The following is a 15,282-nucleotide window of genomic DNA, read 5'->3' as shown; positions in this document are numbered from 1 at the left end:
ATTGAATGTATGTCTTCAAATGATGGTCTGATGAATGTCATATTTTAAAGCTAAAAATTTCTGGAATTTGCAGCTGACAACGATCTAAACCCACCAGTAAAATGGGAGAGCATTCGGTCCAAACTCTGGAAACAGCTTCGCAACGAGCAGCATTCATTCACTACCTGATACAAGATATTCGAGCCCTGGAATACATGCTCCAGAACGACCTGATCGAATCGGGAATCACCCGAATTGGGGCAGAACAAGAATTTTGCCTGGTTACAGCAGACTGGCGGCCTTCGGATAACAACATGGAGGTGCTCAAAGCTATTGACGACGATCACTTCACGACAGAATTGGCCACTTACAACCTGGAGATCAACCTGGATCCGGTAGAATTAAAAGCCGGAGCGATGAAATCTGTACATCATCAGTTAGATGATCTCTTGGACAATGCAGGCCGTGCCGCCCGAAGATATGGTACCAATATTCTGCTCACAGGAATACTGCCGACCATTGGCTCACGTCACCTTGGATATGATTATATCACTCCTAGCCCAAGATATTACGCGCTGAATCAGATCCTAAAGGAGGTTAGGAGCAGTGATTTCCAACTCCATTTAAGAGGTGTTGACGAATTGAGCATCATTCATGACACCGTATTATTTGAAGCCTGTAATACCAGTTTCCAATTGCACTTACAGATCGATCCCAATGATTTTGTTTCAAGTTTTAACTGGTCGCAGGCAATTTCTGGACCGGTCTTGGGAGTCAGTACGAATTCTCCCTTACTTCTGGGAAGAGAACTTTGGTCCGAAACCCGCATCGCTCTGTTCCAGCAGAGTATTGATACGCGAAATACCTCATATGCCCTAAAAGATCAGCGCCCCAGAGTCTCCTTTGGCAAAGAATGGGCAACTGGCACGACCGTTGATATTTTTAAGGACAATATCGCCCAGTATCCGGCCATACTTTCCACCAAACTGGAGGATGATTCATATAAAATGGTTCAAGAAGGAAAGATCCCTAAGCTACGCGCTCTAGGGCTTCATAGTGGTACGATTTACCCGTGGAACCGCGCCTGTTATGGCGTTGGAAACGGCAAACCGCATTTGCGTATAGAGAACAGATATATTCCCGCTGGGCCAACTACGCTTGACGCCATGGCCACCTTCGCCTTCTGGGTAGGTCTGATGCAAGCTCGTCCAACAAAATTCGACAATATACCGGAGGTGATGGATTTCAGGGAAGTGAAGAATAATTTCATCAATTCGGCAAGGGCCGGCCTGGACACCTTCCAATGCTGGGATGGTAAACGCATGAGTACTGAGGACCTGGTCACCAAAGAGTTACTTCCCATTGCCTATCGCGGTCTTACCAATTCTGGTTTGGATAAGGAGACTACAGAGAACTATCTGCGTGTGATCGAACAACGAGCGAAGGGGAAAACGGGCTCTAAATGGCTCACCCGAAATTATCGGAAGCTGAGGAAAGAGAACAAGATCGACCATTCCCTGAGGCTTCTGACCCAACACCTGCATCAATTCGAGCAATCCGGTAAACCTGTCCACGAATGGACAGATATTGCTTGTCCTGCAAAAGCAGACACCCCTCCGCGTTACGTCGGACACATTATGAGTAGCCAATTATTCACTGTCCATGAAGACGACCTAGCCAACCTGGCCATTGAGATCATGCAATGGAAGGATATTCATCATATGCCAGTTACCGATCATCAAGGAAAGTTAACAGGCTTGCTAACGTGGACACATGTTGAGCGATTTGGCCAGCCACCACCGCTAGACAAGGACCTGATAGTGGGTACGATCATGGAAGCCGAAGTAATTACTACTACACCAAGGACCTCCATACAGGAAGCCATAACCCACATGAAAACCAACGAGATAGGCTGTCTTCCGGTGCTTCAGAAAGGAGACCTGGTCGGAATAATAACCATTAAAGATGTCATTGCCTTTGATCATGACCCAAGTGCATAGTAAAGCCCTTAAGCGCAGCGTAACAGTAGATCGCATTTTAGGCCATTACCGGGGTAGTAAGCCGGGTCCAGTATTAGTTTTCTTTGGGGGTATTCACGGCAATGAACCTGCCGGGGTCTTCGCCCTTCATCGGGTTTTTGAATTTCTGAATTCTACCGCTCCCGAATTTGCTGGAGAGATCATCGCAATTACCGGAAACCTCAGTGCCCTCCAATTGGGCGTTCGATACCAGCGGGTGGATCTGAACAGGGAATGGACCCGTTCAAACCTGGAGAAGATCGATCAAAGCGCACCAAATGACTTACTGGAGGATCAGCAGGAACTGATGGAGATCAACCAGATCTTGCAGAAGTTGACCCTCAGTAGAAAAGGGCCATTCTATTTCTTTGATCTTCACACTACCTCTAGTGAGACCATTCCGTTCCTTACGGTTAATGACAGTCTGTTAATCCGAGAATTCACCTACCAGTATCCTGCACCCATCATTTTGGGGATAGAGGAATACCTGGATGGGCCGCTGCTTAGCTATGTGAATGAGCTTGGCTATGTGGCCTTCGGTTTTGAAGGAGGACAGCATGACGAACTGGCTTCCATTGCCAATCGCCAAGCCTTCATTTACCTCTCCATGGTATTTACTGGGGCCATAGACAAAGCGAATATCAACTACAAAAAGTACCATCACACCCTGGCCAAACACAATAGGCGGCTGCGCTCTATCTGCGAGATCATCCATCGCCACCTGGTAACCTGCCGGAACGACTTCGAGATGTTACCCGGGTTTACAAATTTCCAGCCGATCCACAAGGGACAGCACCTGGCCAATTGCCCCAGCGGCCCCATCAATGACCCAAAAGATGGTAAGATATTCATGCCATTATACCAGGGGAAAGGAGACGATGGCTACTTCATTATTAGACCGGTTCCTAAACTATTCATGACCTTGTCTGCCTGGGCAAGGCATATCCGAATGGACCGCTTCCTACCGCTTTTACCTGGGGTGGAATGGGCCAATGGCAATAAAGATGAGTTGGTAGTAGATCTGAAGACTGCCAGGTTTTTGGCCCGTCCCCTGCTTCACCTTATGGGTTATAGAAGTAAATGGATGGATGAGACACATCTTAGAGCCAAGAACAGGGAGGCAGCATCCAGAACAGAAGAATATCTCTCTTCCCCCTGGATGAACTAGCCGTAGCTGGAACCTTAAGGCAAGAATGTCCATAAAATACGCTATCTTCCATAGGCTCAAACACTCCTGAACCAGATACAACCCAGCAATCGTAGGGATCTTGAGCAAATGCTAACCGATCTGAATAACGATATTGAGGCATTCGAGGATTGAACGACATCATCATCAATTGGATGTCAACTTGTCCAAACTCCTGTACTGAATGGCCTCTGCCACATGTCTGGATAGTACCAACTCTTCACCATCCAGATCTGCGATAGTTCGAGCTACCTTTAAGATACGGTCGTAGGCGCGGGCCGAGAGTTTGAGTTTCTCCATGGCCAGTTTTAAAAGCTGTTTGGTCTGTTTGTCAATTGCACAGTACTTCCTGATCTGCCTTACTCCCATTTGGGCGTTGTAGTGTATCTCTGGTAATTTCTCAAACCTCATGGTCTGTATTTCTCTTGCTTTTATTACCCGCTTCCTGATGGCCTCCGATCGTTCTCCATAGCGGTCTTGGCTCAGCTCTTCGAAGTTAACAGGGCTGACTTCCATATGAATGTCGATGCGGTCCAACAGGGGCCCGGAAATGCGGTTCAGGTAACGGCGAGTTTCGGATGCGGAACTGGCCACGGGAGAATCCGGATTGTCAAAATAACCTCCAGGACTGGGGTTCATACTGGCCACCAACATAAAACTGGAAGGATAGGTCACCGTAAAGCGAGCTCTTGCAATGGTGACCTGCCTATCCTCCAGGGGTTGTCTCATCACTTCTAAGACGGAACGCTTAAACTCCGGTAGTTCATCCAGGAAAAGTACCCCATTATGAGCAAGGGAAATCTCACCGGGCTGAGGGAAAGAACCTCCACCTACCAGGGCAACATCCGATATGGTATGATGTGGGCTTCTGAACGGCCGGTCCGTGATCAGGCCATTGTGTTCCATGGTACGACCAGCCACACTATGGATCTTAGTTGTTTCCAGGGCCTCTGGCAAACTCATGGGAGGCAGTATACCTGGCAATCGCTTGGCGAGCATGGTCTTACCTGAACCTGGAGGACCGACCAATACGATATTATGACCGCCTGCAGCGGCAACCTCCATACAGCGTTTGATGGATTCCTGCCCTTTGACCTCGCAGAAATCCGGTAGCTCTGGATTAGTGCTTACTGCAGCTTTAAGCCCTTTATGTTCTGTTACTTTCGGAACCTTACCTATATCGAAGAACGCGATAAGCTGGCTCAGATGGGAAATGCCATAAACATCCAGGCCCTCTACAACTGATGCTTCTTCTGCATTCTGATCAGGTAAAAAGAAGCCTTTAAAGCCTTCGTCCCGGGCATTGATCGCAATGGGTAATACTCCCCGAATGGGCATCAGGCTCCCGTCCAGACCCAGTTCGCCCATGATGATGTATTCTTCCGGATCATACTGAGTATTGATCTGCCCGGTACTGACTAATATTCCAATGGCCAGGGTAAGATCATAGGCCGTTCCTTCTTTTCTAAGATCGGCCGGGGCCATATTGAGGGTGATCTTCTTACCGGGAATTCGATAACCATTATTCTGGAGGGCGGCGGCGATCCTGTAATTGCTCTCTTTGATGGCGCTATCCGGAAGGCCAACCAGGTGATAGCCTACCCCGATATCCGTATTGACTTCAACAGAAATGGTAGAAGCTTCTACACCGATCACAGCACTGCCATAGACTTTGGTGAACATGTATAAGTCTGTAGTGGGAGCTATTAAATCCGTAGCCAAGTTAAAAAGCTAGTAGAAGAGATCTTCGGATAAATGATCAGTAATTATCCCGATTTATGAATACCGCGTGGAATTTAGGAAACCCGAGGTCTACTCGATAATGATATTGGGCACCAACTCATTCTTTAGGGCATAAACCACCAATCCCGCAATATTCTTCGACTGGGTCTTATCCAATAGATTCTTGCGATGAACTTCTACAGTCCGCTTACTAATGAACAGTTTTTGGGCGATCTCCTGGGAGGTATATTGCCGGCAGATCAATTCCAGGATCTGTTTTTCCCGATCCGTTATGAATTCACCATTTGCGGAGGTCTTATCCCCTTTGGGCTTGGTACTACGTTTATTGGACCGAATGGACTCCATGACCAATTTGTCGTAATAAAAGCCGTTAGAATAAACCTGTCTGATGGTATGAATGACCTCTTGAGGTGCCGAGTTCTTTACCAGGTAGGCACAGGCGCCTACGTCGATCATGTTCCGGATAAAAGGTTTGGTGTTGTAGGTGGTCAAGGCGATGATGTTGATATCCGGGTATTCCTTGCGAAGCATTTTGGTGGCCTCTACCCCATTCATTTCGGGCATTTTAATGTCCATCACCACAATATCCGGAAGCTCTTCCGCCTCGGCCAACTGCTCCATCAATGACTGCCCGTTGTCCGCCTCAAAGAGGATATCTACATCCTCATACCGATTCAAAATATGGGATAGGCCAACACGAAACAGTTCTTCATCATCCGCCATGGCCAGTTTGATTCTCAAGATCGATCGATTTTTATAGTTAGTTCAAATCCTTTGCCCAGGTCAGATTTTATATCCAGATCACCTTCCAGTAATTCAACCCGGTTCTGAATTCCGCTCAATCCCAAACCACGGGAAGATCTTTGCTTCTCCTCCCAGTCAAACCCCTTACCATTATCGCGGTAGTTCAAAGATACTATCTTTTCGAAACCCCTTAGATTAAGGTCTATCTGAGTAGCTTCGGCATACTTGAAGGTGTTATTCAGGCATTCCTGCACGATCCGAAACAAATGCAGTTCTTCTTCAGGACTAAGCAGTCCTGATTGATAGTCTAAATCCGTTTCCAATTGAAAACTTGCTCCATGAGTCATTTCCTCAGTCAATTCTTCCAAGGCAGCTTCCAGGCCAAACTTAACCAAGGTGGGCGGCAAGAGATCATGGGCGATCTGGCGCGAACTTTCAAGGACACCAGCAGTTACCTGTGCGATCTTCTCGCCTACATGAACAACCTCATCCTCGGGCATACCACTTTCCCTGAGCAAATTGGCATTTAATGAAACCACATTCAGTTTAGAACTGATGGCATCGTGCAGATCCTGTGCAATCCTCTTTCGTTCTTCCTCCTGGGTGACCAGGGTCGCCTTAAGCAGGTCCCTTTGAGCCTTGATCTCCACTTCGGCCTTATCCAACTGGGCCTGAATGATCTTCTTTCTTGAGAAAAAGAAGAAAAGGACAATTCCAACTGCAAGGAAAATGATAATCCCTAAAGAAAGGACTATCGGCGTAAGGAAAGAGCTCTCGCCCCCGAATATTTGGTCATCCATTCAAATATGATTAGAATCTGCAATCCCAAATAGAGCAGGCTGTTAATCCTGGATAGGAAACTGACCACAGACCTTGGTATACTAACATCCTGAAAAATGTTTCCGGCACTAAAGACTACTGCACTGCCCATTAGATATACTACCAGACCAGCGCTTATCAATGTAAAAGGTAAAGGATCGCTGAGAGTCCGGTATAAATGATTGATCGCTAAAGCCACCAAAGCACAGTGTGTCAACCAAATTCCAAGTGGATTATAGATTTCCAAGTATTCTGGATAATAAATATACTGTACGGTAATTATGAGCAGTATGCCTATTATCACCCAATTGATCCATTTGCTTTTGAGCATTGACCGATAGAAAAAGGATAAGGTGATGAACTCAAAAATCAAATAATACTTGAACAAGAATAAATTGTATTCATCCGGAGAAAAGCGGATAACAAGATCCTGGGCAAGCTGAATGACTCCGATAGCCACCAAATACATCGTAAACCAGCGATATACAACACCATTTTCTTTCCACTTCAATAGAAAGAGCACAGCTAAAACCGGTGAGAGGTATGTGGTGACTAATGAAGCCTTGGTCAGTAATTCATCCATTAATTTAGAGGACTATTAGGATCACAATATGGTGGGCAAGGACGAGTGAAGTCGTAAATACCAGGTCCTGGTCCTTCATCGGACTCTTCTTCAGATGGTAGCATATCCCTGTATACCACGTTTCCATCTCTATCCTTCTCCTGGGTTGTACCGATGAGGATTAGTTTCTGCTCCCCATTGGAAGGATCAATTCCCATATAGGCTCGGGCACAAGGTTCTCCAGTTTGCCCTTTGATCTCGTTGAGCACCCCTTCCAGGTCCTGGATCGGGATAAGAAATGCTTTGGTTTGACCGCTTTGACGAGTTCTGAATTCTGCAGTCCAGGTTTTGGCCGTAGCCAAGCTAATGCGTTTGTTTTGTTCGCTCATAGTTGAAGTTTTAAGGTTTATTCATTTGTTTGGGGATAGGTAGAATTAGTACCAGTTCGCACATAAAAATATAAAACCTCGGACAAATGCCGAGGTTTATTCTTACAAATAGATTTTTAGTGAGGTGTTATCCCTTACTCCTAAAGCGTTCTAAAAGTCCCTGAGTAGAACTGTTCTTACCGCCTAATGTAGGGTCTTCAATGGCAGAAAGTGTGCCCTTGGCTAGTTTCTTTCCCAACTCTACTCCCCACTGGTCGTAGCTAAAAATATTCCAAACGATTCCTTGAACAAAAAGTTTATGCTCATAGCAAGCGATCAGTTCTCCTAAACCTGCGGGAGTTAATTCGTCAATTAAAAGGGTGTTGGTCGGTCTGTTACCGGTGAATTGCTTGAAATTATTCTCCACCTTACTACCCCAGGTCCCCTCCATCAGGGCCTCGGTCTGGGCAAAGCAATTGGCCAATAGCTTATTTTGATGGTCCTGCTTACCGTGCAGAGATTTGGCGAAGGCGATAAAATCCGTTGGGATCAGTTTGGTTCCCTGGTGGATCAACTGAAAGAAGGCGTGTTGTGCATTTGTCCCGGTACTTCCCCAAATTATAGTTCCGGTTTGATAATCGATCGGTTCGCCATTTCGGTCAACTCCTTTACCATTGGATTCCATTATACCCTGTTGCAGATAGGCAACCAGTTTAGACAAGTATTGGGAGTAAGGAACAATCGCCTCCGTCTCGGCACCATAAAAGTTATTGTACCAAACCGAGATCAAGGCTAACATGACAGGGACATTCTGTTTGAACTCAGAAGCTTTGAAATGCTCATCCATGCGATGTGCACCCATCAACAATTCTTTGAAATTCTCAAATCCTACGGCACAGGCAATGGACAAGCCTACCGCACTCCAAAGCGAAAAGCGTCCACCCACCCAATCCCACATCGGAAAGGTATTTTCAGGCAGTATGCCAAAGTCTGCAACAGCCTCCAAATTGGTGGAAACCGCTACAAAATGCTTGGCTATATCTCCTTCGCTCGCCTGACTCAGGAACCACTGCCTAATCGTTCTGGCATTGGTCAGGGTCTCCTGGGTAGTGAAGGTTTTCGAAACGATGATAAAGAGGGTGGTTTCCGGGTCCAGGTCTTTGATTGTTTCCATCACATGGTCCCCATCTACATTGGAAACAAAGCGAACATCCAGGTGATTGCGATAATATCGCAGGGCTTCTACCACCATATCCGGTCCCAGGTCACTTCCACCTATCCCAATATTGACCACATGGCTTATGCTTTTCCCCGTATGCCCTTTCCAATTTCCATCAACGACGGAATCCGTAAAACGCTTGATCTGGCTAAGGGTAGCTTTGACCTCCGGAGGAAGGCTACTCATGTTCCGTAAGGCGGTATGCCAAACAGCCCTGCCCTCGGTCTCGTTAATAGGCTCACCGGCAAACTGCAGATCGATGGCCTGCCGTAATCCTACTTCGTCGGCCAACTGCATCAGCAAGTCGATCACCTCCTGGTCCAGGAGATTCTTGGAATAGTCCAGGTAAATATCCTCCCAGGCGATATGCATATGCTCTGCCCTTCCAGGATCTTCCCGAAACAGGTCCTGTAATTGGAAATTCCGTTCGCGCCGAATGTGCTCAAGCTTTTTCCAAGCCTGAGTCTGTGTTGGGTTGACCGATGGTAGTACCATGGTTAGTTTAGTTTATGCTCTTTATAATAATCGATCAAGCCATCGATAGGCCTTCTAATGACATTACCCAGATCCAACTGATAACGTTTCATACAATCGCGGATAATGTCGACAGAGAAGTGGGCAATCGAACCGATAAAGTGAATTGGAACGCTCTGCGCCTCCTTATAACACATGATACGATATTCGATAAAGCGAACCATTCCCTCCCGAATTAGTGTATAGAAATAACCATTTACTTCCTCTGCCGTAAAGATGAATTCGGCAAAAGAGGCCAGGTAGGTATTCGGATTAGGACGTTGGTAAAGATTCATCTTGATCACATCCGGGTCGAGATCGAAGCGTTTTTCAAATTCGCTTGCGATCTGAATGGGCATGCGCCGATAAAAATAATCCCTGATCAGTCGCTTCCCAAAGTAGTTCCCACTGGCTTCATCCATTAAGCTGAAGCCAAGCGAAGCGATGGGTGTATGAATGTTCTCTCCGTCGTAATAGCAACTATTGGAGCCGGTTCCCAGGATACAGACGATTCCGGGCTCTGTGGTGGCTGCGTAAACAGCGGCAGCCATGTCCTCCATCACATTGACCTCCGCATTTTTAAAGAGATCGGAAAGGACGCCAGCAAGTATCTTCTGAGGTGTTTCTGTACCAGCTCCTGCCCCGTAGAAATCCACCATGGTGGCAGTTTCAAACAAGGCCGGCAACTCAGAATTCTCTTTTATACGAACATATAGTTCCTCCTGGGGAACTACGGCAGGATTCAGTCCCCGGGTACGAGTCTTCAGTACCAGGTTTCCTTCGGAATCCAACAAAATCCAATCGCATTTTGTGGATCCGCCATCGGCGATAATAGTCATAGATTATACGGTTGCGACGTGGGCTGCCAGGTCGATCAATTTGGCAGAGTACCCGTATTCGTTGTCATACCAGGCCACTAATTTAAAGAAATTGTCATTAAGGGCTATACCGGCATTGGCGTCAAAATTACAGGTGTTGGCGTCGCTAACAAAATCTTGAGAAACAACAGCATCTTCTACATAATCGATGACTCCTGCATAGGCTCCTGCAGCCGCTTCTTTAAAGAGTTGTTTGACCTCTTCGTAAGTTGCTGACTTCTCGGTGCGAACTGTAAGGTCCACAACGGAAACATCAGCCGTTGGTACTCTAAAGGCCATCCCGGTCAATTTCCCTACCAGGGCCGGGATCACTTTGGTCACAGCTACAGCTGCACCTGTTGAAGTGGGTATAATATTGTTCAGTGCACTTCGCCCGATGCGATAATTCTTCTTGGAAGGGCTATCTACGGTGTATTGCGTAGAAGTAGCGGCATGTACTGTAGTCATCAGGCCTTCTACTATACCCAGGTTATCATGGATCACCTTGGCCATAGGTGCTAGGCAGTTGGTTGTACATGATGCGTTAGAAACAATGGTATCTTCTGGCTTTACTTCGTGATGGTTAACCCCCATAACGAACATTGGTGCATCCTTGGATGGGGCAGAGATCACTACTTTCTTCGCACCGGCCTCGATATGAGCTCCGGCACCTTCTAAATTGGTGAAGATTCCCGTACAGTCCATCACGATTTCAGCTCCAATGGCATCCCATTTTAGATCGGCAGGATTGCGCTCTGCGGTTACTCGTACTGTCTTTCCATTGACCACCAAATTTCCTCCTACTACCTCGACGGTACCATCAAATTTGCCATGAACAGAGTCATATTTAAGCATGTAGGCCAGGTGATCTACATTGAGTAGGTCATTGATCCCAACAATTTCCACATCCTCGCGTTTCGTGGCAATTCTGAACGCTAGTCTTCCAATTCGGCCAAAGCCGTTAATTCCAATTTTTGTCATGTTATTATGAATTAAACAGATGTAATATCTGCTACTCGTATTAGTTCGATATCTATTTCGTTCTCCCCTTCTATCGCATGTTTAAAGGGAACCGTAACTACTTTGTTGTGAGAGATCCCTATCATTACGTCCTTTTCACCAGCCAAGAGCGCGTCAATCGCACCCACTCCTAACCTGGAAGCCAGAACGCGGTCATAACAGCTTGGAGTTCCTCCACGCTGAATGTGACCAAGTACAGTGACCTTCACCTCGTATTCAGTAAGATGTTCTCGGATATAGTCCGCCAAACCTAGAATGTTCTTCCCGATCTGATCGCCTTCGGCAACCACCACGATACTGGAAGTCTTGCCGGACTTTTTACTTCTTTTCAAGGACTCCAAAAGTCGGTCCTGACCCATATCCTGTTCGGGTATGAGAATTTCTTCAGCTCCGGCACCTACTCCGGCGTTAAGCGCAATATCACCGGCATCACGCCCCATGACCTCCACTAAGAAAAGTCGGTTATGAGAACTGGCCGTATCCCGGATCTTGTCAATGGCTTCGACCACTGTATTGAGCGCTGTATCGTAACCAATGGTGTAATCTGTTCCGTTAATGTCGTTATCTATGGTACCCGGCAGTCCGACGATCGGGAAACCGTGTTCCTTGTACAAAATGTGGGCTCCGGTAAAGGTACCATCACCTCCAATGACCACCATGGCATCTATACCCGCCTTGGTCAACTCCTGATAAGCCTTGAGTCGGCCTTCGGCTGTTCTAAATTCTTTGGAACGGGCAGATTTCAAAAATGTCCCTCCCCGGTTGATGATATTCTTGACGGAACGCGGGCCGAGCTCCTCGAAATCCCCTTCGATCATGCCTTCATAACCACGAAATATTCCGTAGCATTCCAGGCCGTGATAAGCACAGGACCGAACCACAGCTCGTATGGCTGCATTCATTCCGGGGGCGTCGCCTCCGCTGGTCATTACCGCGATTCGCTTGATGTTATTACTCATCTTATGTAAAATTACGCCTTTGCCAAGGAACTAGCAATGAAGGGGTTAAACTATAACGTTTTCGGTTGATAAAATTTAACATTTAAGGGCGTCAAGCCCTATAAATAAAGGGCTGATTAGCCCAAAAGGTTGCTATTCAATCTCAGTTTGAACGCCTCAGGATCTTGTACTCCCAAGGACCAAACTCCAACTGCGACCCGGGCTGGATCGTCAAGGATTCTCCGCTCATGTAATCTGTATAATTTCCATTTAGATCCAAGGTGAAATTAGTCGCTTCCGAGCGCATATTTGCCACATAGATCAGCTCAGCTTCATCTTGTGTTCTACGAAATGCCAGGATGTGGTCACCTTCTGAAGTATCTACCCGTTGGTAGCCAGCTCGCTGCTTTCCGCCATCCAATGCCTTCTCAGTTTGCTTGAGTTTCGCCAATTTGGCCATAAGCGGCCACATTTTACCCTTGGTCTTCGGAATGGAATCCTTCTCGAAGAACTTTAAACGATGATCCAGATCGTATTCCTGGCCGCTGTAGATCAGGGGCATTCCGGGCATACTATAGGCTAATGCCAGAAAAGTCTCGCGGTTATTGCCCATTCTCTCCGATATAGTCCCATTCCATGAATTCTCGTCGTGGTTGGTTAGGAAATTCATCAGTATGTCGTCATCCCCATATTTCACAAAACGATCGTTCATATAGTTATTCCAATCCCAGGCATTCTTATGCTCCTTGGCAATATCGTTCATCAAATGATGACCGTCCCAGCCATATCCCATATCAAAAAGATCGCCTTCCATCAGTTCAGGCTCCCAAGCCTCAGCAAGCATGAATATCGGTTTCTCTGCCCTTAGCCTGCCTATTGCCTCCTTCCAAAACCAAGTGGGTACCGTAGCAGCTACATCACAGCGGAATCCATCTATGCCCTCTTCTTTCAACCAATACATCATAGACTGTATCATAGCCTCGCGCATCTCTGCATTGTCGTAGTTCAGATCCGCCACATCGCTCCATCCCCAGGGAGTTCCATCACCCTGTAATGGATCGGTTATCTCTCCATCAGCATTCTTGGTATAATAGTCAGGATGCTCCGTGATCCAGACATGATCCCAACCGGTGTGGTTAGCCACCCAATCCAGGATCACATACATACCATTCTCATGGGCAGTCGCAACCAATTTCCGGAAATCTTCCAAGGTTCCAAACTCCGGGTTGATGGCCGTGTAGTCTGAAATGGCATAATAACTGCCCAAATACTTTTTGCGCTCTTCCGGGTCCTCGATATCCTCGACCATCAGGTCTCCTGTAGCCTTTCGCCGGATCTCGCTGATGGGATAAACCGGCATCAACCAGATAATATTGACACCTAATTCCTTCAATTGGGGTATATCCCTGGTAAAGGCCTCAAATGTCCCTTCTGCAGAATATTGACGGATATTTGCCTCGTAAATGATGGCACTCTCCATGACCTCAGCACTCATGGGTGCCAAAGCAGTTGCTAATTCTTGGGTTTCCATAGTCGAATGTTCTTTTTCTTTTTTATTGGATTGACAACCGGTCAACAAAAGACAACCGAGCAACAAGACCCAATAGGTGTTAATTTTCTTGTTCATGAATCAATTTTTCTCCAGCAGCACAATATCATAAGGCGAATCGAAGACCACCTTACCATCGGTAACCGTGAGTTGCTGATCGGAATACCGATCTGTCAACTGATCTCCGTTCTGGAATACCGTAGAAACATCCAAGGTCTTGCTTCCTGCCTCCAGATCGAGTCCAACTACTACCTCTTCGCTATACCTATCGGTGGTATAGGTCCGGCTAAACAGATACGGGTTCTCAGAGATAACACGGTGTCGCCCGGCACCCACCGCTGGATGATCATGGCGAAACTGCCCCAATCGCTGCCAATGTTTCATCAACTCTTGGGTTTCGGCATTGTCGGTAATATCTTCCCAGTTCATGAATGAGCGCAGTGTTGCATCGCCTTCGGTTCCTTCGATAATAAGCGATCTGGCAGACTCGTCGCCATAATATACCTGGGCAGCACCCGGAGCCAACTGCAACAAAGTTGCAGTTTGATAGGTTTTTTCCCTGCTCTTGTCAAAGGGAGAGGAATCATCGTGAGAAGTCATATAACTGAGAGTGCCAAAACCAGCCAGACTGCTATTGAGTATACTATCATAGCGACTGAATAGTTGTTCGTAACCTAATTCAGTATCAGTGTTCTTTAGATCGAAGTTGATCAGGGCATCGAACATATCATCAAAATAGTCCACCTGTTTGTCCCCAAAATCGAAATAGCGCCCTGTTCCTATTCCATATCCATAGACCTCTCCTACCAGGTAAAAACCATTATCGTCCATGACCGCCTCAGGATTGTTGGCCTTCCATTGGGCAAATGCAAAATCACATTGATCCCGGAACTCTTGCCAGGTGTATTCTTCCACATGCCTGACCGTATCTACTCTATACCCATCAATCCCGTAATCTGTGATATAATCGGTCAACCATTTCATGATATAGAATCTGGCAGCCCTAGGATAGCCAGTACGGGCAAAGAATTCGTCCAGTTCCTGCATCTCCTGCTCATATCGGCCCTCGGCCTTCCATTTCTCGGCCAATTGTGGCGGGAGCTCAACTTCGGCATCGCTCTCTGTCTTGATGTCCGGCAGATTCTCTACCAGGGTACATGTAATAGCAGTTTCATAAGATTCATAGGTACATTTGGGGGAGGTTCTCACCCATTCCTCTGGCCACACCGGATCTGAATCGGTGACCGGCCCCGTATGATTGATCACAGCATCAAGCAGTATGCGGATACCGTGTTCGTGGGCCGTTTTGACCAGGTCCGCCAAGTCGTCCTCGGTTCCAAAATTGGGGTCCAAGGTGGTCCAATCTGAAGTCCAATAACCGTGAAAAGGATAACTGTAGCCAGTTCCTTCGTCTGTACCGCTGTGAATCTGTTCCACAACAGGTGTCATCCAAATGGCATTGATCCCCAAGTCATCGAAATAGCCTTCTTTGATCTTGGCCGTAACCCCCTTCAGGTCTCCTCCTTCAAAACCCCGGAGAACACCCGAGGTCTGGTTTCGCCCATAATTGACATCATTGGCAGGATCTGCATTGTTGAAACGATCCGTCAATAAAAAATAGACATTGGCAGCATTCCAGTCGAAAGGAATTTCCTGGACAGTATCGGCCAATGCTGTTTCTTGTGTTGGCTCATCCTTCTTTTCGGCACAACCAAAAAGAACTACTGAGCATAAGATTATGAATGATAATAGCTGTTTTTTCATCAC

Annotated in this window: 13 protein-coding genes; 2 read left to right on the top strand and 11 right to left on the bottom strand. The window is 46.8% G+C overall.

Annotation, left to right across the window (positions count from 1 at the left end):
* Positions 1-101: 101 nt before the first annotated feature.
* A complete protein-coding gene (locus BST85_RS04045) occupies positions 102-1,979 on the top strand; it encodes a glutamate-cysteine ligase family protein (protein ID WP_104812086.1) in 1,878 nt (625 codons plus the stop codon).
* Positions 1,945-3,165, top strand: a complete 1,221-nt coding sequence (locus BST85_RS04040; protein WP_104812085.1) for a succinylglutamate desuccinylase/aspartoacylase family protein — start codon at positions 1,945-1,947, stop codon at positions 3,163-3,165. The genes BST85_RS04045 and BST85_RS04040 overlap by 35 nt, the downstream gene beginning before the upstream one ends.
* Positions 3,166-3,330: 165 nt before the next feature.
* Here the strand turns inward: BST85_RS04040 and BST85_RS04035 are convergent, their stop codons facing one another.
* The 11 genes from BST85_RS04035 to BST85_RS03985 all read right to left on the bottom strand — a co-directional run bounded on the left by BST85_RS04035 (position 3,331) and on the right by BST85_RS03985 (position 15,279).
* Entirely contained in the window at positions 3,331-4,866 is a 1,536-nt protein-coding gene (locus tag BST85_RS04035; protein ID WP_104812084.1) for a YifB family Mg chelatase-like AAA ATPase, read from the bottom strand.
* 129 nt (positions 4,867-4,995) lie between these two features.
* Positions 4,996-5,667, bottom strand: a complete 672-nt coding sequence (locus BST85_RS04030) for a response regulator transcription factor (RefSeq protein WP_245917628.1) — start codon at positions 5,665-5,667, stop codon at positions 4,996-4,998.
* The gene (locus tag BST85_RS04025) at positions 5,664-6,470 is read right to left on the bottom strand and encodes a sensor histidine kinase (protein WP_104812083.1); all 807 of its coding nucleotides are present in this window, start codon (positions 6,468-6,470) and stop codon (positions 5,664-5,666) included. The genes BST85_RS04030 and BST85_RS04025 overlap by 4 nt, the downstream gene beginning before the upstream one ends.
* Entirely contained in the window at positions 6,422-7,072 is a 651-nt protein-coding gene (locus BST85_RS04020; protein ID WP_104812082.1) for a hypothetical protein, read from the bottom strand. The genes BST85_RS04025 and BST85_RS04020 overlap by 49 nt, the downstream gene beginning before the upstream one ends.
* The gene (locus BST85_RS04015; protein ID WP_104812081.1) at positions 7,072-7,440 is read right to left on the bottom strand and encodes a hypothetical protein; all 369 of its coding nucleotides are present in this window, start codon (positions 7,438-7,440) and stop codon (positions 7,072-7,074) included. The genes BST85_RS04020 and BST85_RS04015 overlap by 1 nt, the downstream gene beginning before the upstream one ends.
* A 127-nt stretch (positions 7,441-7,567) precedes the next feature.
* Positions 7,568-9,133: a glucose-6-phosphate isomerase gene (pgi, locus tag BST85_RS04010; protein ID WP_104812080.1), complete on the bottom strand. Its 1,566-nt coding sequence runs from the start codon at positions 9,131-9,133 to the stop codon at positions 7,568-7,570.
* 2 nt (positions 9,134-9,135) lie between these two features.
* The gene (locus BST85_RS04005) at positions 9,136-9,990 is read right to left on the bottom strand and encodes an N-acetylglucosamine kinase (RefSeq protein ID WP_104812079.1); all 855 of its coding nucleotides are present in this window, start codon (positions 9,988-9,990) and stop codon (positions 9,136-9,138) included.
* A 3-nt stretch (positions 9,991-9,993) separates the two neighbouring features.
* Complete coding sequence (gap, locus tag BST85_RS04000; RefSeq protein WP_104812078.1) at positions 9,994-10,989, bottom strand: type I glyceraldehyde-3-phosphate dehydrogenase; 996 nt, start codon at positions 10,987-10,989, stop codon at positions 9,994-9,996.
* Positions 10,990-11,000: 11 nt separating this feature from the next.
* On the bottom strand, positions 11,001-11,987 hold the full coding sequence (gene pfkA, locus BST85_RS03995) for a 6-phosphofructokinase (RefSeq protein WP_104812077.1): 987 nt from the start codon (positions 11,985-11,987) through the stop codon (positions 11,001-11,003).
* Between the two features lie 142 nt (positions 11,988-12,129).
* On the bottom strand, positions 12,130-13,593 hold the full coding sequence (locus BST85_RS03990; protein WP_104812076.1) for an alpha-amylase family glycosyl hydrolase: 1,464 nt from the start codon (positions 13,591-13,593) through the stop codon (positions 12,130-12,132).
* A 3-nt stretch (positions 13,594-13,596) separates the two neighbouring features.
* The gene (locus tag BST85_RS03985) at positions 13,597-15,279 is read right to left on the bottom strand and encodes an alpha-amylase family glycosyl hydrolase (RefSeq protein WP_104812075.1); all 1,683 of its coding nucleotides are present in this window, start codon (positions 15,277-15,279) and stop codon (positions 13,597-13,599) included.
* Positions 15,280-15,282 lie beyond the last annotated feature (3 nt).

Source organism: Aureitalea marina (assembly GCF_002943755.1).
In the GTDB taxonomy this organism is placed as follows: domain Bacteria; phylum Bacteroidota; class Bacteroidia; order Flavobacteriales; family Flavobacteriaceae; genus Aureitalea; species Aureitalea marina.
The sequence above is the reverse complement of the archived record's forward strand: the minus strand, read 5'-3'. Positions and strand labels throughout refer to the sequence as shown.